This is a genomic window from Paenibacillus sp. O199, from assembly GCF_001636635.1.
GTDB lineage: Bacteria > Bacillota > Bacilli > Paenibacillales > Paenibacillaceae > Paenibacillus > Paenibacillus marchantiae.
The window spans coordinates 1-26,271 of record NZ_LGRP01000052.1 but is presented as its reverse complement, the minus strand read 5'-3'; the positions used below and the strand labels follow the sequence as shown (position 1 = coordinate 26,271).

The 26,271-nt window shown below is 45.8% G+C and carries 21 protein-coding genes; 16 read left to right on the top strand and 5 right to left on the bottom strand.

Annotated features, from left to right (window positions below; genetic code table 11):
• Positions 1-336 precede the first annotated feature (336 nt).
• The 6 genes from bioA to bioC are packed head-to-tail and all read left to right on the top strand — an operon-like array spanning position 337 to position 6,257.
• Entirely contained in the window at positions 337-1,695 is a 1,359-nt protein-coding gene (gene bioA / locus A6049_RS30640; protein WP_063568199.1) for an adenosylmethionine--8-amino-7-oxononanoate transaminase, read from the top strand.
• Positions 1,692-2,426 (top strand): dethiobiotin synthase, encoded by a 735-nt coding sequence (gene bioD / locus A6049_RS30635; protein WP_063568198.1) that lies wholly within the window; start codon positions 1,692-1,694, stop codon positions 2,424-2,426. The genes bioA and bioD overlap by 4 nt, the downstream gene beginning before the upstream one ends.
• Before the next feature lie 2 nt (positions 2,427-2,428).
• A complete protein-coding gene (bioB, locus tag A6049_RS30630) occupies positions 2,429-3,427 on the top strand; it encodes a biotin synthase BioB (protein WP_240321590.1) in 999 nt (332 codons plus the stop codon).
• A 13-nt stretch (positions 3,428-3,440) separates the two neighbouring features.
• The gene (gene bioF, locus A6049_RS30625; protein ID WP_063568196.1) at positions 3,441-4,619 is read left to right on the top strand and encodes an 8-amino-7-oxononanoate synthase; all 1,179 of its coding nucleotides are present in this window, start codon (positions 3,441-3,443) and stop codon (positions 4,617-4,619) included.
• A complete protein-coding gene (locus tag A6049_RS30620) occupies positions 4,616-5,413 on the top strand; it encodes an alpha/beta hydrolase (RefSeq protein WP_063568195.1) in 798 nt (265 codons plus the stop codon). Before bioF ends, A6049_RS30620 begins: the two co-directional genes overlap by 4 nt.
• Positions 5,394-6,257, top strand: a complete 864-nt coding sequence (bioC, locus tag A6049_RS30615; RefSeq protein ID WP_063568194.1) for a malonyl-ACP O-methyltransferase BioC — start codon at positions 5,394-5,396, stop codon at positions 6,255-6,257. The genes A6049_RS30620 and bioC overlap by 20 nt, the downstream gene beginning before the upstream one ends.
• Here bioC and A6049_RS30610 read toward each other — a convergent pair.
• The gene (locus A6049_RS30610) at positions 6,254-6,820 is read right to left on the bottom strand and encodes a TetR/AcrR family transcriptional regulator (RefSeq protein WP_063568193.1); all 567 of its coding nucleotides are present in this window, start codon (positions 6,818-6,820) and stop codon (positions 6,254-6,256) included. The genes bioC and A6049_RS30610 overlap by 4 nt on opposite strands.
• Positions 6,821-6,988: 168 nt before the next feature.
• On the opposite strand from A6049_RS30610, the gene A6049_RS30605 reads away from it, so the two are divergent.
• Together A6049_RS30605 and A6049_RS30600 are read left to right on the top strand one after the other, a co-directional pair.
• Positions 6,989-7,915 carry a ketopantoate reductase family protein gene (locus A6049_RS30605; RefSeq protein ID WP_063568192.1) on the top strand — a complete coding sequence of 309 codons (927 nt, stop codon included), beginning with the start codon at positions 6,989-6,991 and terminating at the stop codon, positions 7,913-7,915.
• Positions 7,916-7,990: 75 nt separating this feature from the next.
• The gene (locus A6049_RS30600) at positions 7,991-8,407 is read left to right on the top strand and encodes a DUF4395 domain-containing protein (protein WP_063568191.1); all 417 of its coding nucleotides are present in this window, start codon (positions 7,991-7,993) and stop codon (positions 8,405-8,407) included.
• Between the two features lie 67 nt (positions 8,408-8,474).
• Here A6049_RS30600 and A6049_RS30595 read toward each other — a convergent pair whose 3' ends face one another.
• Positions 8,475-9,191 (bottom strand): NPP1 family protein, encoded by a 717-nt coding sequence (locus tag A6049_RS30595; protein ID WP_063568190.1) that lies wholly within the window; start codon positions 9,189-9,191, stop codon positions 8,475-8,477.
• Positions 9,192-9,803: 612 nt separating this feature from the next.
• On the opposite strand from A6049_RS30595, the gene A6049_RS30590 reads away from it, so the two are divergent.
• Complete coding sequence (locus tag A6049_RS30590; protein WP_063568189.1) at positions 9,804-10,685, top strand: diacylglycerol kinase; 882 nt, start codon at positions 9,804-9,806, stop codon at positions 10,683-10,685.
• A gap of 108 nt (positions 10,686-10,793) precedes the next feature.
• Positions 10,794-12,521 carry a 23S rRNA (uracil(1939)-C(5))-methyltransferase RlmD gene (gene rlmD, locus A6049_RS30585; RefSeq protein WP_095206266.1) on the top strand — a complete coding sequence of 576 codons (1,728 nt, stop codon included), beginning with the start codon at positions 10,794-10,796 and terminating at the stop codon, positions 12,519-12,521.
• A gap of 194 nt (positions 12,522-12,715) precedes the next feature.
• Here rlmD and A6049_RS30580 read toward each other — a convergent pair whose 3' ends face one another.
• Positions 12,716-13,654 carry a ketopantoate reductase family protein gene (locus A6049_RS30580; protein ID WP_063568188.1) on the bottom strand — a complete coding sequence of 313 codons (939 nt, stop codon included), beginning with the start codon at positions 13,652-13,654 and terminating at the stop codon, positions 12,716-12,718.
• A gap of 148 nt (positions 13,655-13,802) precedes the next feature.
• On the opposite strand from A6049_RS30580, the gene A6049_RS30575 reads away from it, so the two are divergent.
• Positions 13,803-14,384: a TetR/AcrR family transcriptional regulator gene (locus A6049_RS30575; protein ID WP_063568187.1), complete on the top strand. Its 582-nt coding sequence runs from the start codon at positions 13,803-13,805 to the stop codon at positions 14,382-14,384.
• A 155-nt stretch (positions 14,385-14,539) separates the two neighbouring features.
• On the opposite strand, the gene A6049_RS30570 is transcribed toward A6049_RS30575, so the two are convergent.
• Positions 14,540-16,405, bottom strand: a complete 1,866-nt coding sequence (locus tag A6049_RS30570) for a leucine-rich repeat domain-containing protein (RefSeq protein WP_063568186.1) — start codon at positions 16,403-16,405, stop codon at positions 14,540-14,542.
• Between the two features lie 422 nt (positions 16,406-16,827).
• Here A6049_RS30570 and A6049_RS30565 point away from each other — a divergent pair, with 422 nt between their 5' ends.
• Complete coding sequence (locus A6049_RS30565) at positions 16,828-21,279, top strand: endo-1,4-beta-xylanase (RefSeq protein WP_063568185.1); 4,452 nt, start codon at positions 16,828-16,830, stop codon at positions 21,277-21,279.
• Positions 21,280-21,373: 94 nt separating this feature from the next.
• Here A6049_RS30565 and A6049_RS30560 read toward each other — a convergent pair whose 3' ends face one another.
• Entirely contained in the window at positions 21,374-21,580 is a 207-nt protein-coding gene (locus A6049_RS30560; RefSeq protein ID WP_063568184.1) for a DUF2536 family protein, read from the bottom strand.
• Positions 21,581-22,133: 553 nt separating this feature from the next.
• Between A6049_RS30560 and A6049_RS30555 the strand changes: the two genes are divergently transcribed.
• The 4 genes from A6049_RS30555 (at position 22,134) to A6049_RS30540 (ending at position 26,247) form a co-directional block, all read left to right on the top strand.
• Positions 22,134-23,120 carry a tRNA dihydrouridine synthase gene (locus tag A6049_RS30555; protein ID WP_063568183.1) on the top strand — a complete coding sequence of 329 codons (987 nt, stop codon included), beginning with the start codon at positions 22,134-22,136 and terminating at the stop codon, positions 23,118-23,120.
• Positions 23,121-23,135: 15 nt separating this feature from the next.
• On the top strand, positions 23,136-23,705 hold the full coding sequence (locus tag A6049_RS30550) for an SF0329 family protein (protein WP_063568182.1): 570 nt from the start codon (positions 23,136-23,138) through the stop codon (positions 23,703-23,705).
• Positions 23,706-23,947: 242 nt separating this feature from the next.
• Complete coding sequence (locus A6049_RS30545; protein ID WP_063568181.1) at positions 23,948-25,108, top strand: cobalamin-independent methionine synthase II family protein; 1,161 nt, start codon at positions 23,948-23,950, stop codon at positions 25,106-25,108.
• Positions 25,109-25,539: 431 nt separating this feature from the next.
• Entirely contained in the window at positions 25,540-26,247 is a 708-nt protein-coding gene (locus A6049_RS30540; RefSeq protein ID WP_063568180.1) for a DNA alkylation repair protein, read from the top strand.
• The last annotated feature ends 24 nt before the right edge of the window (positions 26,248-26,271 follow it).

The window sequence follows — 26,271 nt, the reverse complement described above, 5'->3', positions numbered from 1 at the left end:
TTTAATTCAGGGAAAACAAGTCGCTGCTGGCGATTATTCCCGTTATCTCTAACAATAGCTTAAACACAAACGGCAGAGATGCCGTTTTTTTGTTTTTATATGTATTTTAGACAAAACACGCCGAATCAGGCGTGTTTTTTTGTATTAGGCCAAACCCTTTACGAGCCGAAGTTCCGGGTTCAATCCGTTCATACAGAGTGGAGGTGAGGGTTTTAACTCAGAAATGATTCTCTTTACAGGAAAGTTTTTGTCTGATAAGATGTCAACATTCAATTGTTAACCTTAAAAAATAATTTTGGTTAACAATTGAAATGATCTAACGGAAGGTGATATCTTGTGACACATTATGAACAGCTTGCAGCTATAAATAAGGCCCATTTATGGAACCCTTTTACGCAGATGAAAGATTACAATAACTCTGATCCTCTCATCATTGAACGAGGCGAAGGCGTCATGCTCTATGACGTCCAGGGACGTGCTTATTATGATGGCTTCTCCTCGGTTTGGCTTAATGTTCACGGACATAACATACCCGAGCTGAACCAAGCCATAACGGATCAGTTGGAACGTGTTGCACATTCTACGTTACTCGGAATGGCTAATGTGCCAGCTATTGAACTTGCTGAGAAACTGGTAGAGATTTCCCCAGAGGGATTAAATAAAGTATTTTATTCCGATTCGGGCGCAACGGGTGTTGAGATCGCAGTGAAAATGGCATTTCAATACTGGAAGAACCGAGGAGAAACCGGTAAAACGAAGTTTATCACGATGAATCAAGCCTATCACGGAGATACGATTGGTGCGGTGAGTGTCGGTGCAATTCCGTTGTACCATGATGTGTTCCGTCCCATGCTATTTCCTACTCATGTCATTCCATATCCTTACATTTATCGACATGAGGACGGCGAGCGGGAAGCCATGGAAGCTACGTTAACCGCATTGCGTAATGTACTTGAAACCAGTGCAGATGAAATCGCGGCTATTATCGTGGAGCCGATTGTGCAAGGAGCTAGCGGCATTCTTATTATGCCGGAGGGCTGTCTACGCGAGATGGCAGCACTTTGCCGTACATACGGTGTACTGTTCATAGCCGATGAGGTGGCGACAGGCTTCGGTAGGACAGGTGCTATGTTTGCTTGTGATCTCGAAGAGGTGTCACCTGATTTGATGGTGATAGGCAAAGGTCTTACAGGTGGCTACTTACCTGTGGCAGCGACACTGGCAACAGATGAGGTGTACAGCGCATTTTATGCCGATTATGAGGAGCAAAAAACATTTTTCCACGGTCATTCCTTCACAGGTAATCCGCTCGGCTGCGCTGTTGCTTTGGCTAACTTGAAACTATTTGAAGAGCGCAACCTGGTGGAAGGTGTAAGAGCAAAGGCGGCTTTTGTAGAGCAGAAGCTCTCAGTATTTAAAGACTCTCCACACGTCGGGGATATCAGGCAGAAGGGATTGATGTTAGGAATTGAGCTTGTACGGGATAAAGCAACTCGGGAACCGTACGATTGGGCCGAACGTATCGGCGTTCGTGTAACGGAGCGGGCCAGAGAGCTTGGCATGCTTACGAGACCCCTTGGCAATGTTATTGTGTTCATTCCTCCTCTTGCTAGCACAGAGGCTGAGCTTGAAGCAATGATTGATATCTTGATGCAATCCATTTTTGACGTCACCGAAGGTGGTTTGGAATCATGAATGTAATTCGCGGATTATTCGTAACAGGTACGGACACAGGGGTTGGGAAAACAATCGTTACAGGGGCTCTTGTGGCTGCGCTTCGAGCTGAAAAACGGAATATAGGCGTCTGGAAGCCCGTGCAATCCGGTGCACTTCTTGGCAGCGGAGAAACCGATGCAGAACGCCTGTTGCAATACACCGGAATTCATGAGCGTGCCGAGGATGTGGCGCCATTTACATTCCAAGCTCCACTGACCCCGATGCTCGCTGCCAAGCAGGATGGGGTGGATATTACGTTACAGGAGATTATCAGTGCGGGTCAGCCACTGGCAAATCGATACGAGTCGATACTCATTGAAGGGGCAGGCGGCGTCGCTGTTCCACTGACCGAAGACTCTCTTGTAGTAGATTTGATCTCGGAGCTTCGAACACCGGCCCTGATCGTTGCGCGGACAGGTTTAGGTACGATTAATCATACACTTCTTACAGTGTCATACCTGCAGCAGCATGGGGTACCGATCGTAGGTTTTATTCTTAACGATGGTGAATCTGACGAGATTTATAACGATTCCAGCATCACAACAAACGCGGAGCTGATTGAACGTTATTGCGGCATCCCCTTTCTTGGACGTTTTCCCCGCTTGATGGACGAATTAAATACGGAATTGTTGATCCAGGTGATTCGAGAAAAGATCCAGTTAACACCAATCAGACACGCACTAACAGTTCAATCCATGGAGGAGGAATGAAGTTGAAAACAACGGTAACTAATCTAGAATGGTCGTCGCTTGCGAATCGATCGTTGAATGGCGAATGTTTAACAATGGAAGAAGGACTTGCCGTGCTTGAAGCAAGCGACGATGAGGTACTGCCGCTAATGCAAGCGGCTTTCCAAGTGAGGCAATATTTTTACGGCAAAAAAGTGAAGCTGAATATGATCATCAACGCCAAAAGCGGCTTTTGTCCCGAAGACTGCGGTTATTGCTCACAATCCATTGTATCCACCGCTCCCATCCAAAAATACAGCTTGCTCGACAAAGAAACGTTGCTTGCAGGAGCACATGAAGCTATGGCGCGTAAAGCAGGAACCTATTGCATTGTAGCTTCAGGGAAAGGTCCCACGAATAAGGAGCTGGATCAAGTGGTAGAGGCGGTAAAAGAAATCCGTGAAACGATGCCCCTTAAAATCTGTGCTTGTCTAGGAATCTTGAAGGACGGTCAAGCAGAACGTTTGGCTGAGGCAGGTGTGCACCGATACAATCACAACTTGAACACAAGCAAGGCCAATTATCCATCCATAACCACAACGCATACCTATGACCAGCGAATTGAAACTGTGGAAAAGGTTAAAGCATACGGCATGTCTCCCTGTTCTGGTGTCATTATCGGTATGGGTGAGAGTAATCAGGAAATTGTTGAGATGGCTTTTGCGCTCCGTAAGCTTGATGCGGATTCAATTCCGATTAATTTCCTGAATGCAATACCGGGGACCCCTCTGGAAGGAGCAGGACGCACTTCGGCTATGAAGGCGCTTAAGGTACTGGCACTATTTCGGCTCATCTGTCCATCTAAAGAGATTCGTGTTGCGGGTGGACGCGAGATCAACCTCCGTACATTGCAACCTTTGTCACTGTATGCTGCTAATTCACTCTTTGTAGGTGATTATTTAACGACAGCAGGTCAGGAAATATCAAATGATCATCAAATGATTGAAGATTTGGGTTTTGAGATTGAGTTAAATGCACTATAAGGCGGTACGGAATATGAACTGGATGGAAAAAGAACTTGCGTTATTGGCTGATGCCTCCAATGAACGTTACTTGCGTGATAGTGCCGCTGTTCCAGATTCTCCTGGGTATACGTGGAGAGGAGACCGAGTGCTACTCAACCTGGCCTCCAATGACTACCTGGGACTTGCTCGACATCCCGCTATCATCGATACAATTCGCGAGGCGCTTCTTACCGAAGGAGGAGGCTCGGGCGCATCTCGTCTTGTTACTGGGAATCGACCACCTTATGGCCGTCTGGAAGAAGCGCTGGCCACTTGGCAACATAGTGAAGCTGCGCTTGTTTTTGCCAATGGATATATGGCTAATTCTGGTGTCATTCGTGCACTCGTGGGCCGGGATGGTGTCGTTTTTAGTGATCAATTAAACCATGCCAGCATCGTGGACGGTATTGTGCTGAGCCGTGCGGAACATGCCCGGTATCGACATCATGATATGGAACATCTGAAGCTATTATTGAACAAACATCGGGATAAACGACGTAAGCTGATTGTCACGGATGCCGTCTTTTCAATGGATGGTGATCAAGCACACTTGGAAGAGCTCGTTGCGCTCAAACAAGAATACGGGGCAATGCTGATGGTGGATGAGGCGCACAGCGGGGGCATCTACGGGAAACGGGGCGAAGGACTTTGCTTTAAGCTTGGATTGCATCATGAAGTGGATGTGCACATGGGGACGTTTAGCAAATCATTCGGTTTATATGGAGCTTATGTCTGCGGCAGCCGAACATTAATCCGCTTTCTCGTTAACAAAGCAAGGCCGCTCATCTATTCAACGGCATTGCCGCCTTCTCTGGTAGCTGGTATATCAACAGCGTTAACTTTGGTACAAGCGGATCATTGGCGCCGCGAACGCCTCTACTCGGCAAGTCAATTATTTCGTTCTTCGCTTAGGGATGCCGGATTTCACGTTGGGACCGGTGACTCCCCTATTGTACCGATAATTGTTGGTGATAACGAAAGGGCTCTTCGTTTCAGCGAGGCACTTGAAGCAGGCGGTATTGCTGGGATTGCCATCCGACCGCCTACTGTTCCTGATGGCACAGCGCGAATCCGCTTCTCCTTATCAGCCGACCATACCCCTAAAGAACTGAATGATGCCAGCGCACGAATCTGTAAAATCGGACTGCAGTTAGGAGTGCTGAGCTCATGAGTGCCTTGGATAATAGTCCACTGCAAATTGAGCAGGAGACAAGTGGAACCATACTATGGCTAACGGGATGGAGCATGCCAGATGCGGTGTTTGACCGTCTTCGCCTGTTATTGCCTGATTTTCGCCATATTTCTGTGGATTATAGTGCTGCGGATTCTCCTGAGGAAATGCTGAGCCTAACTGAAACAGCAGTTACGGACATGTTAGGTATTGAAGGATCAGCTTGCAGGGAGAGAGTTTCCCAAGGTCCGCTTCTAATATCAGGTTGGTCGCTCGGAGGTTTACTGGCGCTCAGACTAGCGGCTAAAGGTTACGTGGATGGCCTTGTGCTGTTCGGTGCAACGGCTCGTTTTACCCGCTCAACAGAAGAGTTTGACCGCGGCTTGGCAGATGCATACGTTAGGCAGATGATCAAAGGGATTTTAAAGGATCAACACGCAGTTGAAGCCAATTTTCGAAAGATTATGTTTACGGAGCAAGAACGGAAAGCAGGTCTTGCTGAATGTCTACCTCATACGGGTAGCTGGACAACGCAAGCGCTACTGGCAGGCCTTCAGCTTTTGAGAAGCGAAGAATGTTTGTCTCAATTGCCCAATATCGATTGTCCGGTTCTTCTTATTCATGGGACTGAGGATAGGATATGTCCTTACGGTGCTGGATTGGAGCTTACAGCTCATTTACCTCAAGCCAAGTTAATTACATTAACAGGCTGCGGGCATGCACCCTTTTTGGGAAAAGAAGTACACATCGCTGATGAATGGAGGAGATGGTGGCATGACCATTGGAAGAAGTAGTGTTGTTCAACGCCAATTTAATCGTAGTGCCACTTCTTATGATGCACATGCTCATATTCAGCGTTCTATGGCTGATCAGCTAGCAAGATCCCTCGCTGAATGGAAGAACAAAGGGTTCTTAAGTGATCCGAGCATTCTCGAAATCGGTTGTGGCACAGGGGCTTTGACTCAAATCCTAGTAAATGAATGGCCTAGTGCGAATATTACTGCACTTGATATTGCACCCGAGATGATCGAAGTGGCTTCAAAACGGTTCCGATCAGCACAGCATCCAGGTGAAGGGGATTGTACAACGGATCGTTTGCGTTTTCTTCAAGCGGATATTGAGACATGGGCCGTAAATGCATCGGAGTGCTCCGTGGATATCATCGTCTCCAACGCCTGTTTTCAATGGCTAAGTTCGCCGCAAGAAACACTGAGTCATCTGAGGCGAATGCTACGCCCCGGAGGTTTGCTCATATTTACGACCTTCGGGCCTGATACATTTCGTGAGATGCATGAGGCATTTGATGAAGTTTATCGTGCCAACGGGATGGAACCACAGCGACATGGACTTTCGTTTCATTCACCTGTTCAATGGGAAATCATGCTTCAGGAATCCGGATATTCTAGTTTCCATTGTGAGCGTTCGATTCATATGGAAAAGTATGCTTCGGCAAGAGATTTTCTGTATTCGGTTAAAGGAATGGGAGCCAGCACTTCAGAAGCAGCAACGATTCCTGGGTACAGTTTACGACGTTTATTCACCAACATGTATAAGCAGTACGAGGATAAGTTCAGCATACAGGGAGGAGTCTCGGCAACATATGATCTCCTGTTTATTCAATCCGTAGCTCCTTATTAACCCTTTACCTGAGAAGGAAGAATCAGATGAAGCTCCAGCAAAGACATCAGTTCTTCGACAATCTCCTGTGCCGGATAAGGCATGGAATTCATGATCCACCATTCCAGCAGCCCAGCGGCGGCAGAAGCCAGAAATTGTACAGTGATCTCCCGATTGATACCTTTGTGAATGCCGCACGCATCAACCTGCTCTTCCACTCCCTGAATCAGGATTTTCATCAGCCGGTTTCGAAAGGCAGGAATGCCTTTTTGGGTTAATAGCGTGGTATAAACAGGGGCGTGCTGCTCCAGATAACAGAAGGTTCGGAGCATCGCCTCCTTGACGGTCATGGGCGTTGTAGGACTCTCTACCATACAGCTCTCCACCAGCTGCTGCAAATACGTCTCAATGCTTTGATCCAGCAGATCGAACTTGTCCGTGTAGTGCAAATAGACGGTACCACGGTTCACATTGGCCCGATCAGCAATCTCATTAATCGTAATTTGCTCGAAATCCTGCTCTTCTAACAACCCGATAAAGGCATCGGTTATAGCTTTTCTTGTTTTGACCACTCGTCTGTCCATGGCTCCCCCTTTGATGTTTTCAACAATATGGATCCATTCGTTGATTATTCAACAATAACGGATATTTTAGCGATTGAAGCGTTGCAGATGCTTTGTTACTCTTATTTTATCAACAAATGTTGATAAAGCAACGAATATCCATAAAAAATTGAAATAGAGGGATAACTAATGAATATATTAGTGTATGGCGCAGGCGTTCTGGGCAGTCAGTTGGCGCAGGTTCTGGTACGTGGGGGAAATGACGTTACCATTCTGGCTAGAGGGAGGCGGGCAGAGGAACTGGAGAGAGATGGTATTGTCATTCGTCATGTGTTCCAGCTTAAAACGACCGTTGATCCGGTTCGGGTAACAAGAACGCTGGAAGAGAAAGATGAATATGATCTTATTTTCGTGGTTATGAAGTACAACGATTTTCCATCAGTACTGCCTATTTTGGCAGCCAATCAGAGCAGGAACTTGGTGATCGTCGGTAACAATGCAGATGCACGAAGCATGCAAATCTTTTTGGAGGAAAACAGCAAGGTCGAAAAAAGGATAGCGTTTGGTTTCCAGGTCAGCGGTGGGCGGCGGCAAGAAGATCACATGTTATCCATTGGTGGAAAAAGCGGGCAAATGGTGATTGGTGGGCTGAATGGCGAAATTGCCTTTAAATCCATACTGGATCAAGCTTTTGAGAAGACGAAATACAAGTTGAATTACCTGGACGATATCGATGCCTGGCTGAAAAGCCATATTGTGCCCATTCTGATGCTTAATGCGGTGAGCTTTAATGAGAAGCGTGAGATGATCAAGCTGGAAGGAAGCAGAAAGCAAATCCAGCATATGATTGGGGCGATGGATGAGGGCTTTAGCGTGCTTGAGGCTATGGGCATAACGATTATACCGGAGATTCAGGCCAAACTGATTCGCAAACATCAACGGATGTTTTACCTTCTGTTGAAGATGTATAGTATGCTTCCGATCTATAAACTGGTTGCGGGTTCCTTTGGAGAGATCGAGGCGTTAGATAATGCATTTACCGATTGGAAAAAGGCTACCCGCACGCCTACTCCTCATTGGGATGTGCTCAAAAAAGAATATTCTAATCTCAAATGAGATGACTATTGCTCAAAGTCCCCATACCGACTACAATTAAACCAACTAATAAAATGGGGATAAGGAGATATGCAGATGAGGGAAGTGCCTATGCGCTATGTCAAAGCAAACCAGATTGGGATTGTCCTATTTGTTGTTCTGTCATTTCTGTTCAATCAACCGTTAATTCTGGGAGCGTTATGGATCATCCAAGTTGTCGGTCTGGCATCTGGAGGCAAGCTTAATCTGTTTGTGCAGATTGGGAAGGCCGTGTTAACGGGAAAAGGGACAGAGACACAGGCAGTGGAACTGCAACGCTTCAACAATGTTCTGGCCGTATTGTTTCTCACGCTGGCACTTGTCTCATTCGGCCTTGGGTGGCAGGTAGCAGGTTATATTTTCTCGTCGATGCTTCTCCTGGCTGCAAGTGCTGCATTGCTCGGTTACTGTGTGGGCTGCACCGTATATTTTTGGTATAAACAGCTCCGTGCTGGCAGAAAGATTGGATTTTAAAATACATGATTTTGCAAAAACAATCCCCTCCAAGTTCTGTGTCTACTTGAAGGGGATTTTACTTTTTTTATCTAAACCAGGCCTTGTTTAAATTGTTTGTAAAATTGCTGTCGTTCAACGGAACATTAGCACTGCCAAAATCGGTCGTATTCAGCGCATCGCGTGCCGCAGACGTCAGATCATCCCAGCCGATCAAAGGCTGCATTCCACCGACGGTTCCCGTAACACCAAGCTCATGGTTTAGAGGCCAAGTACTGTTGTAACTAATCAAAGGATTCGTACCGTTCAGGTTTGTGTTACTTGGTGCAACATTCGTGAACTGCCCATGCCCTGAATAGGCGATGGAGAGGATTTGAGGATTTTGTGCTGCGGGATTATCTACCCATACAACGATACCTTCCCAGTCATGACGATGGCCGAGACCGGAGGAAGGGGAGTCTTTCGGGAAATACCATGCGTACATAATAGCCCATACGCCATTATGCCATGCCGAACGGGAGTACACTTGCCCTCTGCTTGAGCTGCAGTTTCCATTAGGTGAACCGGAGGTTTGCAAGCCTGCATTGGTATTACCCTGTTGATCCACGGCGGGGAATGGAACACATCCATGGTAGACTTTTAAGTAGGGTTGGAAACGCTTGGCTGTTATTTGCGTGACTGTGACGGGAGTTACTTCCTGGAATCCGACAACCTGATCATGGTTAATGACTGCCGCTTCAACGTCTGTGACAAAGGGAATACAGGCCACGAGCGAAACCATAAGCAATAATACGATTTTTTTCATTCGGTGATCTCCTTCATGGGTATGATATTGGAATGTGTTGAGGATGCACTAAGACTATATTGGAGAAGGTTTCATTTTATTTGTTATCTCATTCAGGTTTTTGTAAATTTTTTGCAGGATATGGTTGTTCTCATGATTTGAGAGGGTATAAGACTATTTCCGGCCCAAGCGGGCAGAATGGTGATGGATGGTTATAAATGACAGGAAATCCATAGGATTAGATTCAAGAGGAGTGCTAGAGGTTTATTTTGTAAAGGATAGACAAGTTCGGAAGTGAACAGAGAGCATGCTCGTCATTGCTGGAGTGGGATAATTCTTAAGGTTTTATCGTTATTGTTATCCAGATGTAAAATTTCGTTATAATCGATATGAAAATAATTACTTATGTATCACAGGCTAGGACATCTTCACATTTGATGATATGATAGTACATAAAGGCTTTGGAATGAGACGGAATTCCTTATGCATATATATAAGTAGAGAAAAGTGTTGGGGCAGGATTAACGGACGTGAGTCATTGTGTAAAATGATGCCCGACTACGGTCACTCTCAGATAGTAAGAATATGAGGTCGTTCAGACTCATGGATAATGTGGAATAGGTGGCGTATGAGATGAAAAAAGCTCGCTTGATATATAATCCGACTTCAGGCCGGGAAGAAATGAAGAAACGTCTGGCTGATATTTTGCAGCGTTTGGATCAAGGTGGTATTGAAGCCTCGTGTCACGCAACAACGGGTGAGGGAGATGCAACCCGGGAAGCGGAGCTGGCGATTGAACGAGGATATGACATGATTATTGCTGCTGGCGGCGACGGTACGTTGTATGAAGTCATTAACGGCATGGCCGAGCGGGAGAATCGTCCTCCGCTGGGTGTATTTCCTTTGGGAACGACGAATGATTTTGCGCGTGCGCTCGGTATTCCGAGGCAGTGGGAAGATTACGTGGATCTAGTCATTAACCAGCAGCTTCGTCCGCTCGATCTGGGCAAGGCGAATGATAAATATTTTATCAATATTGCGGGCGGGGGTTCGTTAACCGAACTGACCTATGAGGTGCCAAGCCGTCTGAAAACGATGATTGGGCAACTGGCCTATTATATGAAGGGTATTGAGAAAATGGCGAGCCTTTCTCCGCAGGAATTGGTTATCCGTGCCGCGGGTCAGGAAGAAATTCATGATGAATTCATGCTGTTCCTCATTGCCAATACGAACTCCGTTGGAGGCTTCGAGAAGCTGGCTCCGGGTGCGACCATTGATGATGGTCTGTTCGATGTGATCGGTGTCCGCAAATGTAATCTGGCTGACATGATTCGCCTCGTAACCCTTGCGCTGCGTGGTGAACATCTGAACGACAAGAAGGTCGTTCATTTCCAAACGGATTATATGGAAGTAACGTCGCCGGGCTATGTGCAGTTGAACCTGGATGGCGAGTTGGGCGGCACATTGCCTGCGACATTCAAGAACCTGCGTCATCACCTGATGTTGTATCGTTAAGCGTAGTATGGATCGGAGAGAAAATGTGATTTCCTGTTGCCGTGGGCAGTGGGATCACGTATAATCTCATGGTGCCTGAAAATGAATGGAATCTCCCTTGAACAAGGGATGAACATATATGAAGAAAGAAGTGAATGTACGTTGTCTAATACGAACCGCAGCGGTCGTGGAAAAAACCGCCGGAATTCGGCTACCTCTCAGGGGCAAGGGAATGCTTCAGCATCCCGTCAGCCGAGCAAATCATCTCGTCCATCTACACGTCAGCAAGGGAAAGAGGTGCGGCCACAAGGCGCATCTCTTTCTGCCGTTCGTCCAAAGGGACGGGAACGTGAATCTGCACCAATTGAAGGACTTCCTGTTAGTAAAAATGAAGAGACCGTCATCGATATCATCGGCATGAACCATGACGGTGAAGGTGTCGGCCGTGCTAATGGATACACGCTCTTCGTGCAAGGTGCGCTTCCGGGCGAAACCGTACGCGTGAGAGTGATGAAAACCAAGAAGCAGTACGGCTACGCCAAACTGCTGGAGATTGTGAAGGCCAGCCCGGATCGTGTATCCGCGCCTTGCCCGATCTACGATCAATGCGGCGGATGCCAGATCCAGCATATGAGCTACGCTGGACAGCTTGCGTGGAAACGCCAGCTGGTGGTGGACAATTTGCAGCGGATCGGTAAGCTGAATGTGTTGGTGGAGGATGATGAGCAGGCAATCCAAACTGAACAAACTTCTACTGAAGAACAAATGAACGGCAGCAATCGTATTCGCCTTCGCATGGAAGGTGTCATGATCGAAGATGACACAACGCAAGGTATCCGTGTACTGCCAACGATGGGCATGGACGAGCCATGGCGCTATCGCAACAAGGCACAAGTGCCTATCGGTGCAGCCGATGGAGGCTTAGTGGGTGGTTTTTACGCCAAAGGAAGTCATCGGATCATCGACATGGAGACCTGCCTTATTCAGCATGAGCACAATGACGAAGTGGTAGCCAAGGTCAAGGAGCTAGGCAGCCATCTTGGCATTAGCGCATATAACGAAGAAACAGGTCGCGGTCTGCTGCGTCATGTGGTCGTGAAGAAGGCATTCCGTACAGGCGAGATGATGCTTGTTCTGGTCACCAATGGCCGCGACATTCCACACAAGGATGCATGGATCGGTAGTATTCGTGAAGCGATCCCGCATGTGGCGAGCATTTGCCAGAACGTTAACAAAAAGCAGACCAATGTTATATTTGGCGATGAAACCCGCGTCCTGTGGGGCCGTGATGTAATTTATGATTATATCGGTGATGTTCAGTTTGCGATCTCAGCGCGTTCGTTCTACCAGGTGAATCCGGTGCAGACGGAAGTACTTTATGGGAAGACGGTAGAGTACGCAGGACTGAGTGGTAAAGAGACTGTCATTGATGCCTATTGCGGCATCGGTACGATTTCTCTTTTCCTCGCGCAACATGCCGATCAGGTGTACGGGGTAGAGATTGTACCCGAAGCAATTGAAGATGCTCGCAGCAATGCGGTGTTGAACGACATGAAGAACGTGAAGTTCGAAGTGGGTGCTTCCGAGGACGTTATTCCACGCTGGAAAGAACAAGGCATTGAAGCCGACGTCATCGTTGTTGATCCGCCGCGTAAAGGTTGCGATCCACGTTTGCTGGATACGATTATGGAGATGAAGCCTGAGCGTGTGGTGTATGTGAGCTGTAATCCCAGCACGTTGGCACGAGATCTTCGTGTGCTGGAGGATGGTGGCTATCGCACGGTTGAGGTAACGCCGGTGGACATGTTCCCGCATACGGTGCATGTGGAGAGTGTAGCGATGTTGGTTAGGGTGTAGTGTTTTGAAGCTACATTTACCTGTTTTAATATAGCTAATTTGCCCGAGGCTTCTAAAGCTCGGGCTATAATTGTTTTAACCGAAGTCATTCATTCAGCGAAGGGTATTTGATGAGGCTTCCGTTCGACGGATGATAGTTTTATATAATCATTAGTAGAGTTGATCTTGGTCTGAACAATATGAAGTTTTCCAGTTTATCCGTTTTCGATACTTGTGTGTTGTTCAGTGTTTTCTAATGCAGAGGTAAGACGTGGCAAAGGTATACCTAACTTTTTGGCTTCTCTCACAACTTCAAGTACTGCAAAATTGGATGTACTATTATTGTATTCAATGAAAAGTCGTGGTAAGCTGCCCTTTGCAAAAATGACCTTGTTAAACAGCGTGCCGATAAGTGCCGGTGGGATCTTGGTCAACAGTAGAGTAATCGCGTCCATCTTTGCGCCTCTTGCTTTAAGAACAGGCTTCATTTCTCGCATACTCTTGCCGACATTTGTGAATGAGTCACTATGATTCAAGATTGCTGGGAAACTTCCCCGTTTTAACACCTCGGTCTCCATCGCCGCATTCATGGCATAGTGATTCCATAACCAGCTTTGCATATCCTTGATCCAATTGATTTTAAAATGGGCGCCTTCAAATAGTTCTCTGACCTTGTTGTTTATCTGTTCCGTGCCTACCCGTGGTTTTTCCAGAAATATCATTTTTAAAAAGCCGCCCCTAAGCTTATTGTCCTCAATGCCGCCTCCTGCTCCTGGGAACCCAAAGACAACATTGTTCATAGACAGGGGCAAGATTGATGATTTTAAATCCTTCCAAATATTATTGAATATTAGGATCGGGGTGTTACCCGCAGTAGTCGAAAGTAATTTTGCTGCTTCGGGAAGTTGCTCTGTGTTGACACTCGCAATAATGAGATCGTAATTTGGGCTTATCTCCTCATGCAGCTTGATTTTCCAGCTTTCTTGGATGAATTGTTTCCCTTTTCGTGCGTCCCACATTTCAAGCGCTATATGACTTCCGAACTTTTCTTTTCTCCCTTTTCTAACGTAAAACTCAACGGTATGCCCTGCCTTCTCTAAAGCCCAAGCGTATTGGGTCGATATTACACCTCTACCGAAAAATAAAATTCTCATCTTAGCCTCCTAATATCCATATTCATCCTTGTTAATGATCCAACAACGTGTTGTATAATGTTATTGTATAGATTCACTATACGGTCATCAACCATCAGATTTTTAATATCTGTCGTATAATCACTTGAACAGAAAATGGAGGTCAATAATGAATAAGCAACCTGAAATTACGGAAAAAACAAGGCAGACATTTATAAATGTATTCTGTGATTTATATTGCCGAAAACCAATCGAAAAGATATCCATTCAAGAGATTGCTAACCAATCAGGATATAATCGGAGTACATTTTATCAATACTTTACAGATATATATGATCTGTTGGACTGCGTTGAAGAGAGGATTTTGAAATCCATTAAGGAGGAAATGGCAGGCAGAGAGTTTTCTACACATACTATCCAAGATGCACTCCAATGCTTGGAAAATGCAGAGGAAATTTCAGTTCTTAAAGCTGTATTGGGCGACTATGGTTCTGTTCATTTTGTAGAACGCTTGAAAAGAGAAATTCCCTTTGAGCGATTGATTGTGGATTTTCCAACAGATGATATCTTGGCACCATACATCATCGAGTTTTACATATCAACATTAATATCCACGTTTCGCCTTTGGATACACAGAGACAAAGATCTATCGTCGGAGGAATTGATCAAGCTGATCGATAGTCTATTTTCAAAGGGGATAACACCGTATCATATCTTTAGCACGGTCAATCCGCAACGCTCTGGAGTGTAGCGATGTTGGTTAGAAACTAAACATAAACAGAAGGTGTTCGAGAATTTATACATAATTCTCGAACACCTTTTTGTCTTTGTTTCAATACTATTCATTAATTTGTGAGTAATTCTGGAGTGAGTTCATCTAAAACTCCCCATCATCCCAGCCGGTAATTAATATACGTGCACACCCGCACCAAGCACGGATTTATTTTGTACGGAATTACCGGATAGATATACCTTTTGAAGATTAGGCAGCTGGCTTAGGGTCTCGATATTGGAAATGGCATTGTTCTCGAGATGAAGCTCTTCTATGGCCTGCCAGTGACTCATAAATTCGAGAGAAGCCAAATTGCTGTCTTGCAGAGTGAAGGAACGTAGAGCGGACATGTTGGCAAAGTAGGGCATCATTTGGTCAACTTCAGTAACAGAGGTGTTGTTTATGCTGAAATATGGCTGCTCTAAGGTCAAATGTTCAAGCACGCTGTTTTCCGCGGCCACCTTTTGTTCAAAGTTCAGCCTACACTCGGAGCACATCAGAGATTTGACCTGCTTTAAACGAAATAAAGCATCGCTTTCCTTGAACAGTGACGAGTCGTAAATGTTTAACGTCTCCAGACGAGGCAAGCCGTCCAGGGCGCCAAGACGGGTTATTTCATCGATCTCCCAGAGCGATAGTTGCTCCAGTTTTGGGAATTTCCCCAGCGCAGCTAAGTTCAATTCCCCGCTTCCACCACGAAGCGTCAGAGTTGTTGTAGCCGGGGCCTTTAGCCCGGTGAGAAAGGAACTTGGAATTTCCACTAGCCCCACATTAGGTAATGTCAGCGCTTCTGCATCCTCGTAGTAACCGGACAGAGCTAGTTCCCGCAGAGAGGGCAGACTGTTTATGGTCTTTACCGAGCCAAGCTGACTTAGAGAAGCCAGGCGTAGTTTAGTAATGGAGGCCTTGTCGGCCAAGCGCTCCAGGCTGGAGAAGTTTACATTTTCAATATCTAGCGTTTGTAGAGCAGGCATGTTTTGCACAAAGTCGATGGACTTTACATTCGTTAAAAAGGATAGCTGAAGCTCCTGAAGCTGAGTTAAGGCGTACAGCGGCTGCAGGTCTGTGGCTTCACTGTACTGTATGGATAAGGATGACAGCCCGGTCATGGAGGACAACCATCCCAGTTCATCGACAAAGGTGAGCGACAGGGACTTGAGCGGCAGCTTGTTCAACAGAAAGAAATCCGTTACGGATTCATCCACATAGGTAATGGATAACGAGCTCAGATTAGGAAACTCCAGCAGCATGGCTAATTCCTGATTGCTGCGAAGCTGAGTGGAAAGCTCCGTAATCTTAGTCTTGTCGCCAAAGTAGCCCGAAAATGTACTGAAGGATTCGTTAAAAGCACCTCCATAACTTTTTAATCCGGACATATGGGCCAAAGTGGTTTGATCCGTCTGGGAGATTTCATAGGTATTCGTCAGGTCCAATGCCGTCAGTCCCTTAAAAGCTTCAAAATCGCGCTGATCAATCCGCTGGCTATTCATTTTCTTGTCCTGAGTAATATAAGTAATCTTCTCGGCCTGTTCATCGCTGAAGGGATCGGAGAGGCTATATGTAAAATTCCACTGATCATTCTCCGAATACTCTACAGTTAAATAGCGAAGACGAGCCAATTCCTCCTCTGTCGGCAAGGCAGACCCTTTATCGAAGATATCTCGCAAAAAGGAGAGCAGAACCTCGCTTTCGGGCATCTTTCGCACAGGCAGATTGGCTTCTGTTTTTAGATTGGTGGAACTGTTGCTATAATAAAAATAAGTACCGATCGCGCCAGTTAGGACTAACATCAGTATCAGCATTAGCTTTACGGAGACGGTCTGCTTCAGCGGTGCTTTAGGGGGCGTATCGTGGTAATGATTAATGGTCTGGTCTACGTAATAGACATGATTTTGCTTCAATAAAAGCTCTGTTTCACAATAGGGACACTTTAAAATCTCACCTTCTTTGTATTCAATTCTTCCGTTGCAATTGGGACAGTTTAACGGGATAAACGCCACGAATGTCCCCTCCTTCATTATGATGGTCATAAGATCATGCTGAACGGTCATCTGACTTCATTATACCTTGTGAATTTACGTTTGATGAGAGAAAGAAGTTTCACATAGCGAAGGAGCAGGGAAATCCTGCTCCTTTTTGATCTTTTTAAGTATGGCTGGTGGTAAGCATTATTAAGAGGGGATCTGTTGTGGTGCTGCGACGAATTTATCTGCCGCGGCCTGATCATCGGAACGAAGAGCATGACCATACCCGTATCAGACTTGGTAGAGTTCTGTAAAAAACTAAGATTCCCCTTTAATTTGGAGTAAGATTTCTCTTTCATGAAGTGGTATTATCTGGGGTGAAAGGAGGCTCGCTACAGCAAGTTATGTAAGCGCTTTATAAATTTAATAAAAAATTTGGTGTGGAGGGAATGCTTCGAATGAGGAAATCATTTAAGCAGGTCGTTTCCGGGTTACTCGCAGCGGCTCTGCTTCTTCCGGGCGGCTTGATAGCTCCGGCAGTTAGCGCTGCAGATCTAGTGGCAACTAATTCACAAATTGTGTATCAGGAAACATTCCAGAATGGTCAAGGCAAGGCAACTCAATCAGGCGGTGCCCAGCTGGACGCAGTAACAGGCAAGCCGTTTGAAGGCAATGATGATGGAGCGGCTCTACATGTTAGTAACCGATCTAATAACTGGGATGGCGTGGACCTTGCTTTTGATGACCTTGGTTTGTCAGTTGGCAAAGAGTATTCTGTAACCGCTTCCGTATATGTAGAATCTGATGCTAACCCTCCTACAGATGGGAAAGCCGTTCTGGAAATTGTAAGCAATAAGGGTGTTGCTGGATCTGAGGCATACACTGGAATTAGCGCTGCTGACTTTAAAGCAGGACAAGGCATTACACTATCCGCCGATCTCTCTGTTAACAGTGTGGAGAATACAGCTCTGCGAATCAAGTCTGATGAAGCAGGTAAGGGTGTCTCTTTCTATATCGGGAATATCACGATCACCCAGACAGTAACACCCGTCGAACCCACGGTAGTCCTTAACCAAAGCTTTGAAGACGGGAATACCGGTGGATGGGGCAAACTGGGTTGGGGATCGAATGGGGACACTACGGTCGTTAACGACGTAGCCTCCGAAGGCACGAAATCTCTGAAATTCTTCAACCGGGCCGATGAGAAAGCCGTCCCTGCTCTCGTACTTACAGGCAAGATGAAATCCGACCATAAGTATGATATTTCCCTCAAGGTTAAACTCAGTTCAGGTGAAGGCCAGTTCCATCTGGCTTCCAAGATAGATTCTGAAATATTAGCCGAAGACCAGAAGTATCCTTGGCTTATAGGCAATAATGTTGTAACCGCTTCCGAATGGACGCTATTTGAAACCAAAGGCTATGAAGTACCTTCCAAAACGAATGAGGTCATCATCTATGTTGAACCATCAGACAATACGTTAACCTCGGATATTTACATTGATGAAGTCATTATCACCGATGTAACTCCTGATCAAACTGCACCGGAAATTGTAGATAAAACGGGCATCTCTGCCGATTTTGAGAATGGCCTGAATGGATTCAAAGCACGGAACGGCCGTGAAACGGTAGCTCTTTCCCAAAACGATAATCATACATCTGGCGGCAAACAAAGCTTGCTTGTGACAACTACGACACAATATGATGCAGCCTTGGTTAACGCTGATGGCAAAATGGCAAAGAATCACGAATATGAGCTGTCTGCTTGGGTGAAAATGGCACCTGGACAAGAACCCACAACACTTCGTATAAGTGTTCAATATGCGGACAGCGGCTTTGCGAACGTGTCTCCAAATGCAACCGTTACAGATCAAGAATGGGTACACTTAACGGGTAAGTATACGCTCACCACTACTCCAAGCGTACTTAATGCTTATATTGAAACAGCAAACAATGACGGCGGCAACCGTACCTTCTACTTGGATGACTTTGCTCTAAAATATCTGGGACCTGTAACTGCCGCACCTCCGATTCAAGAAAACCTTCCTAACCTCAAGGATATTTACAAGAATGATTTTCTGATCGGGAACATTGTTAATCCGGCTACCTTTGACGAGACTCGACTCAAGCTTCTGACGAAACATCACAATGTCGTTACGTTTGAGAATGACATGAAGCCGGACTATGCATATGACGCGAACAGACAATTTGATTTCACTGCAGAAGATGCTCTTGTTCAAAAAGTAAAGGATGCAGGCCTTGATTTGCACGGTCACGTGCTCGTATGGCATGCGCAGTCTCCAACATGGCTTCATACGGCGGAGAGTGGTAAACCATTGAGCCGTGAAGAAGCTCTGACGAATCTAAAAACACATGTTAAAACGGTCGTTAAGCACTTTGGTGACCAAGTTATTTCCTGGGATGTTGTCAATGAAGCGATGAACGATAACCCGGCTAATCCGGAAGACTGGAAAAATGCATTGCGTAATTCTGGCTGGTTACAAGCCATCGGCCCTGACTTTCTTGAGGAGGCATTCCTTGCAGCCAAAGAAGTCATTGATGAAAACGGCTGGGATATCAAGCTTTACTACAATGATTACAATGATGACAACCAGAACAAATCTACCGCCATCTACAGCATGGTGAAAGAGATCAATGAGAAGTACGCCGTAAATCACCCTGGCGAGAAACTGATTGATGGCATCGGCATGCAAGCCCACTACAATTTGGGTACGAGACTGGACAATGTTAAGATGTCGCTCGAGCGTTTTATTTCCTTGGGAGTAGAAGTCAGTGTCACCGAGTTGGACATTATGGCAGGCACTAATTCTACAATCACTGAAAAAGAAGCGAAGCAGCAGGCCTATCTGTATGCCCAATTGATGGATCTCTATAAGAAGAACAGCGAGCATATTGCGCGTGTCACCTTCTGGGGATTAAATGACAGCACCAGCTGGAGAGCCGAGCAGAATCCAACCTTGTTCGATAAGAATTTTCAAGCAAAACAGGCGTTCTACGGGGTAGTTGATCCGCAAAAGTATATGGCGGAAAATCCGCCTGAAGAGCTTGAATACAAGAAATCAAGTGCGCACTATGGGACACCAGCTATTGATGGCTCTGTAGACAGTGTATGGAGCAAAGCTCCTGAAATGAAACTGGATACGAAGCAAATGGCATGGTCAGGTGCGACAGGAACGGCAAAAGCACTGTGGGATGACGACAATCTGTATGTATTGGTTCAAGTCAGAGATGATCAACTGAACAAGTCCAACCCGAATGTATGGGAGCAGGATTCCGTTGAAGTATTCGTCGATGAAAACAACGGAAAAACGGCTAACTTCCAAGACGATGATGGACAATACAGAGTGAACTTTGAGAACGCAGCTTCCTTTAATCCTGCGGAAATCGCTGCAGGCTTCGAATCCAAAGTCTCTGTTTCCAGTACCAACTACACGGTTGAAATGAAGATTCCGTTCAAGAAGGTTAAGCCTGCGAACAATGCCAAAATTGGCTTTGATGCGCAGATCAATGATGCCAAAGACGGCAACAGAATCAGCGTGAATGCATGGAACGATCCATCCGGTCAAGGTTACCAGGATACTTCCGTATTCGGTGAATTGACGCTCACGGGTAAACCTTCTCCAGGAGGAAACGACGGTGGAGGCAACAACAGCGGGGGGAACAATGGTGGTAGCAGTGGCGGATCAAATTCCGGGACTACTCCGCAGCCGCAACCTCAACCACAGCTTCCAGGCAGCGATTCGGCGATTGTGCCGGTAATTAAAGTCGAAAATGGAACAGCCACAGCAACCATTTCAAGCGACAGCCTGAATAAAGCGATTGAAAAAGCTTCTCCAGGTGCAAATGGCAAGAAGCAGGTTACCATCGAAGTGCCGAAGCAAGCAAATGTACAATCCTATGTTGTGCAATTGCCGACTTCAATCCTGCAAAGCAACAATAATGTTGAGTTTGTGCTTAAGACGGAGAATGCAACACTTCAAATTCCGTCCAATATGCTTTCTAATATTACGGAGCTAGCCGATCAAGTCTCTATTCAGATTAACAAAGTCTCGGCAGATCGTCTGAGCGCAGATGTTCGCGCTATTGTGGGCAGCCGTCCGGTGATTGATCTAAGTGTAAAAGCTGGTGACCGTCTCCTTGCCTGGAACAATCCAGCGGCACCTGTAACGGTATCTGTTCATTACACGCCTGCTGCACAGGAGCTTGTCAATGCCCATCAGATCGTGATTCTTCACATTGATAATCAAGGGCATGCAACAGCCGTGCCAAGCGGACGCTATGATGCTAAATCCGGTTCAATGGTGTTCAAAACAACTCATTTCAGCACTTATGCTGTAGCCTACGTAACCAAGACTTTTGCCGATGTGCAAAATGTCCTGTGGGCAAAACAAGCAGTCGAAGCGCTGGCTGCACGCGATATTATTAAAGGAATCTCTGATGACAGCTTCGCTCCTGCAGCTTCCATCACGAGAGCCGACTTTATCACCTTGCTTGTCAGAGCACTTGAGTTGAAGGGTTCGGGCACGAACGGGGCAGCCTTCAGCGATGTACAGCCAACTGCTCACTATGCACAGGCCGTGACTATTGCCAAAGAACTTGGTATCACCTCTGGATTCGAAGACAACACATTCAAGCCAGGCAACAGCATTTCCCGTCAAGACATGATGGTTCTTACGGCGAAAGCCCTGAAAGCAGCTGGTAAGCAATCTGCCGGCAACGGAAATCTAGCTTCATATTCCGATGCTGCAAGCATTTCCACTTATGCGATGGATAGTGTAACTTCCCTCGTAGGAAGCGGAATTGTCAACGGCAAAGATGGCAAAATCGCACCAGCCGAACCATTGACCCGTTCTGAAGCAGCGATGGTTCTCTACCGGATCTGGGAAATGTAAAGTTTAATTAAACCAGCTAAAAAAAGACTCCCCCCGTATAATCCAGACGGGGGGAGTTCTACTATTTCATATCGAAGTAAAAAAAGCTCGTCCATCACTCTGCAGAAAAATGAACAACTGCACTATATAACATCTTGTTGCGAAACGGGTCGAACGTCACTTGATGCTGAACCTGCTTCACTCGAAGCAGCAATGCCTTGTTCATTCCGATTCGGTCCTCGATCACCCGTTCCAGTTCATTGAAGTCATAAGCCTGCAAGCATTCGACTTTGTCTTTGATAATATCGAGTGAAATTTCCATGTTTGTTTCAGGCCTCCTCCATGTCACGATTTGCAGGTACAAAAGCCTGCCGAACTTTTATTGTAGAGGAGCTTGTCTGGTTCGGCAAGAGCGAACAAAGCGAATCATTAGAACGATGGAGGCTGTCTGATTTCTATACTGGGGGGGCCAAAACGAGAAGGTAAAGTTATGCTTCAAATAATCACTAATAAACCCGTGCTGAAAATCAACTAAAGACGTGGTAAAATTGGTGGAGTGATAAATGGAGAAAAGGAAAACACGGACCCATACGGCCATTAGCAAAGGGGGGCATCGCCCCTCTTTTTTATGCGAGTCTATTGAAGAGTACGCTTCTCTTCGGGGTAGGATATATTCATCTTGATGTCATTAACAGATACTGATGTTTGAACGAAGTTACACTTGCATGGTATAAGTGAAGAAGAAGCAAGGACATTAAAATGTAAATTGCAACGAATCTGCTAATGTAATTGATACGATTGCAAATGTATGGCTAACGATTTTTTACTATTAATGAGGACAAAGATTGTCCTGGTATATATAGAGGAGTTCTAATATGAAAGAAAATTTTTGGCGTGATTTGCCACGACCGTTTTTTATACTGGCACCCATGGAAGATGTGACGGACGTAGTGTTTCGGCATGTCGTTAGTGAGGCGGGAAGACCGGATGTGTTTTTTACGGAGTTTGCGAATACAGAGAGTTATTGTCACCCGGAGGGGAACAAAAGTGTCCGCGGGCGTTTGACGTTTACAGAAGATGAACAGCCGATTGTGGCACATATTTGGGGAGACAAGCCGGAGTTCTTCCGCGAGATGAGCATCGGCATGGCCAAGGAAGGTTTCAAAGGCATCGACATTAATATGGGTTGTCCTGTAGCCAATGTGGCAGAGAATGGGAAGGGGAGCGGTCTGATCTGCCGTCCTGCCCTTGCAGCGGAAATCATTCAGGCGGCTAAAGCCGGAGGACTGCCCGTAAGTGTAAAAACAAGGCTTGGGTTCACCGAGGTGGACGAATGGCGCGACTGGTTAACTCATATTTTGCAGCAGGACATTGTAAATTTATCCATTCACCTGCGGACAAGAGAAGAGATGAGCAAAGTCGATGCGCACTGGGAGCTGATCCCGGAGATCAAGAAACTTCGGGACGAGATTGCACCGAATACGCTGCTAACCATTAATGGAGATATTCCTGACCGTGCGACCGGACTCAAACTCGCCGAGCAGTACGGTGTGGATGGCATTATGATTGGACGCGGCATTTTCCAGAATCCGTTTGCTTTTGAAAAGGACCCAAGGGAGCATACCACGGAGGAGTACCTTCATCTTCTGCGACTGCACCTAGATCTGCATGATCAGTATTCAGATCTTGAACCGCGTTCGTTCAGCCCGCTGGCCCGCTTTTTTAAAATCTACGTCCGTGGATTCCGCGGGGCAAGTGAGCTGAGAAATAGCTTGATGAACGCCAAAACAACGACTAGAGTACGCGAATTGCTCGATGAATTTGGTAATAAGGAGCATGATGGGGTAGAGGAAAATGAATAGAATACAGGAGGTCATATGTCCTGGAGTAAATTGAAGCAGCAACTGGAGAGTTTCCTTAGTCCCACGTTAGTTGGAACGGTCGAATACCGGGCAACCAGCTACCGCTATTCACCTGATAAATCAGGAAATTGTTACATTACCGTAGACAAAAAGAACGTACTCAATATGAGTGACATCACTGGCTCGATCAGATGGTATCAGACGGAGCAGGAGATCAAGAACGAACCGGATGTCCTGATTTCTGTAAGTCATGAAGAGATTGAAGCCGTCAGAAAAGAAACCAAAGGGACCGTTCCAGAGGATCGCCTTCAAGTCATAGCAAGAAGCAGAAAAAGCTCAGGACTTGCAAAGGATCTCCTGTCAGCACAGTCATCATTAAGTAAATCCAATTTTACTGTTGTAGCGACTACGTTTTTATCTACTTCGATAGAGGATAATCTGGAGAGCAACGATATCTTATTGAATATTCTGGCTTTGATAGACAGACGAGTTGGCAAAAAGCGAATTCTAAATATGTCTGAGCAGATAAAGTTAAAGCATCCAGCTGTGCAGTATTTTTATGAATTAAGGCGCAGTACGTTGTGAGAATTAATAAATATCAATGACGGGGCACCCTTTATCGAGGGTGGTCCTACTGAACATTAGCTTAACAAGAGAAGAGATGATCAAGTAGACTTCAACCTGTGCATGTTGAAAAGTCTACTTTTTTATTGTTCAATTTCTTTTCTGTTATAGCTTTTAACTATAACTAGTTATGGCATTTAAGTATCTCAGCCAACCTCGTTCTGCATGATATGATAATGGTATACAACGAGGGGGTTTTTGACATGACTGATAAGTTCCAGATCGTAGGTAGTTTGTTGCGTCCTGAAGAGCTGCTGACATATAAAACGCAAATTGAACATCGTGATGATATCAAATATCCATTCTATGAAAGTTTTGAAGGTTATGAGAAATGCGAGACTGAGGCCATCAAACAAGTGGTGAAAAAAGAAATCGAGCATGAGCTGTCGATTATTACAGATGGAGAGTTCTCCAAATCGATGTGGCATCTGGATTTTGTATGGGGCTTTGGTGGAGTTGAGCGTTATATTGCAGACCATGGCTATTTTTTCCGTGATGTGGATGGCTCTTCAAAATATGAAACACGTAAAGATATTGGCCTGCGCATAACGGGCGAATTGAGCGGTAAAAATCATCATTTCATTCAACTGTTCAAACAACTGCAAGACACGGCGGGTGACCAGCAAACGAAACTTTGCGTTCCGTCCCCATCCCATATTTTTGGTGAACTCTCCTGGTCCGATAATATCGGCGGTACGGACGCTGTTTATCGGAATATTCAGGAGCTCAAAGCGGGTCTTGTGAAAGCTTATAAGGAATTTGTGGAAGAATTCGCTGCGGTAGGTGGTAAAATCCTGCAAATGGATGACTGCTTGTGGGAGCTGTTTGCAGACGATAACCCGAACTCTCCGTTTACAGGGGAGCATATTAACCAAGAGGAAGTACAGGGTCTCGCTACCGAATTTATTGATATTAACAATACCGTGATTGACTTCGGTCATAGCCTGGGCTTGAAAATGTGGACACATAATTGCCGCGGCAATTATGATTCTCGCAACATGGGCGGTGGATCTTACGCGAAAATCGCTAACCTGTTCCTGAAGCAGTTGAAATATGATCGTTTCTTCCTGGAGTGGGATGATGATCGTGCGGGTTCTATCGAAGCCCTGGAGGTTTTCAAGGACAGACCTGAAACGGAAATCGTATTAGGCTTGTTGTCATCTAAGACCAATACACTTGATGATGAAGAGCGCGTAATCCGTTTGCTTGACGAAGCATCTAAAATTATTGATAAGGATCGTCTGTTGCTTTCGCATCAATGTGGCTTTGCATCCTGCGATGGCGGTAACGAACTAAGCGAAGCTGAGCAATGGGCCAAAATCGTTCAAGGTCAAAAGATTGCCAAGCAATACTGGGAAAACTAATTTCGAATAGCAGCATCTTGAGCTAAAAGGGATGCCTCGTAGGGCCAGAAATGGACATGCGAGGCATCTCTATTTTTTATACCTCTTTTCTCCCCAAATTAACGTAGTTTCTTGCTTAAGGTTGCAGGACCACACTCGAATAGCATAACTAAGTGAGCCTCACAGGATGTATCTGTTCCGCCATTGTATTGCGCGATAAGTGGCTCTTTCTCAGATCGGTGATTAAGACACTGTAGGAGAGAAAGGAGTTGTTAGCATCATTGGTGAGGTTGGAATGGGAGTGAATTTAGTGGAATCTGGATGTATAGCGTGACAACAGGCTGTGATACAATGAAAATGAAATTGTTGTACGGATCATCTTGGCAGTTGTATTCCCTCTAAACGACAAATTAGAAATGTATATATCCTATGAAAAAGGAGAGTTTTACACAATGAATTTGGAAGAGGTTATGCATGAGCTAGAAGCGCTAGGGAAAGAACGAACAAAGAAAATATATATGTCCAATGGTGCACACGAACCGCTTTTTGGAGTAGCTACTGGAGCGATGAAACCAATCGCCAAGAAAATAAAAAAGGATCAGCCTTTGGCTGAGCTGCTTTACGCTACGGGAAACTATGATGCCATGTATTTTGCTGGTGTGATAGCCGATCCCCAAGCGATGACGGAAGCTGATTTTGACCGTTGGATTGATGCTGCTTATTTTTACATGATCTCTGACTTCATCGTATCCGTCACGCTGGCAGAGACAGATATTGCCCAAGCGGTTTCGGACAAGTGGATTGCGAGCGGGGATGAATTGAAAATGTCTGCAGGCTGGAGCTGTTATTGCTGGTTACTCGGTAGCCGACCGGATAGCGAATTCTCCGAAAATAAAATGATGGAGATGCTCGAACAGGTAAAAAAGACGATTCACGAATCTCCGGAACGAACGAAATATTCGATGAACAACTTCCTTTACACCGTCGCGACATCCTATCAACCGCTGCACGACCAGGCCGTGGAGACAGCCAAGGCCGTGGGACCTGTTGAAGTCGACAAGGACAAACCTAAGAGCAAGTTCCTGCAAGCTTCCGAAAATATTCAAAAGGCAGTGGAAAAAGGGCGAACTGGGTTCAAGCGTAAATATGTAAGGTGCTGACGCTTTCGCCTTATCGTCAGTTTT

Bases quoted from the DNA above. Each gene is read 5' to 3' on its own strand.
- A6049_RS30540 (WP_063568180.1), top strand. From the start codon at position 25,540: ATGAATTTGGAAGAGGTTATGCATGAGCTAGAAGCGCTAGGGAAAGAA.
- A6049_RS30565 (WP_063568185.1), top strand. From the start codon at position 16,828: ATGAGGAAATCATTTAAGCAGGTCGTTTCCGGGTTACTCGCAGCGGCT.
- A6049_RS30590 (WP_063568189.1), top strand. From the start codon at position 9,804: ATGAAAAAAGCTCGCTTGATATATAATCCGACTTCAGGCCGGGAAGAA.
- A6049_RS30595 (WP_063568190.1), bottom strand. From the start codon at position 9,191: ATGAAAAAAATCGTATTATTGCTTATGGTTTCGCTCGTGGCCTGTATT.
- A6049_RS30560 (WP_063568184.1), bottom strand. From the start codon at position 21,580: ATGGAAATTTCACTCGATATTATCAAAGACAAAGTCGAATGCTTGCAG.
- bioD (WP_063568198.1), top strand. From the start codon at position 1,692: ATGAATGTAATTCGCGGATTATTCGTAACAGGTACGGACACAGGGGTT.
- A6049_RS30545 (WP_063568181.1), top strand. From the start codon at position 23,948: ATGACTGATAAGTTCCAGATCGTAGGTAGTTTGTTGCGTCCTGAAGAG.
- A6049_RS30620 (WP_063568195.1), top strand. From the start codon at position 4,616: ATGAGTGCCTTGGATAATAGTCCACTGCAAATTGAGCAGGAGACAAGT.
- bioC (WP_063568194.1), top strand. From the start codon at position 5,394: ATGACCATTGGAAGAAGTAGTGTTGTTCAACGCCAATTTAATCGTAGT.
- A6049_RS30600 (WP_063568191.1), top strand. From the start codon at position 7,991: ATGAGGGAAGTGCCTATGCGCTATGTCAAAGCAAACCAGATTGGGATT.
- A6049_RS30555 (WP_063568183.1), top strand. From the start codon at position 22,134: ATGAAAGAAAATTTTTGGCGTGATTTGCCACGACCGTTTTTTATACTG.
- A6049_RS30575 (WP_063568187.1), top strand. From the start codon at position 13,803: ATGAATAAGCAACCTGAAATTACGGAAAAAACAAGGCAGACATTTATA.
- A6049_RS30550 (WP_063568182.1), top strand. From the start codon at position 23,136: ATGTCCTGGAGTAAATTGAAGCAGCAACTGGAGAGTTTCCTTAGTCCC.
- A6049_RS30605 (WP_063568192.1), top strand. From the start codon at position 6,989: ATGAATATATTAGTGTATGGCGCAGGCGTTCTGGGCAGTCAGTTGGCG.
- rlmD (WP_095206266.1), top strand. From the start codon at position 10,794: ATGAACATATATGAAGAAAGAAGTGAATGTACGTTGTCTAATACGAAC.
- A6049_RS30580 (WP_063568188.1), bottom strand. From the start codon at position 13,654: ATGAGAATTTTATTTTTCGGTAGAGGTGTAATATCGACCCAATACGCT.
- bioF (WP_063568196.1), top strand. From the start codon at position 3,441: ATGAACTGGATGGAAAAAGAACTTGCGTTATTGGCTGATGCCTCCAAT.
- A6049_RS30610 (WP_063568193.1), bottom strand. From the start codon at position 6,820: ATGGACAGACGAGTGGTCAAAACAAGAAAAGCTATAACCGATGCCTTT.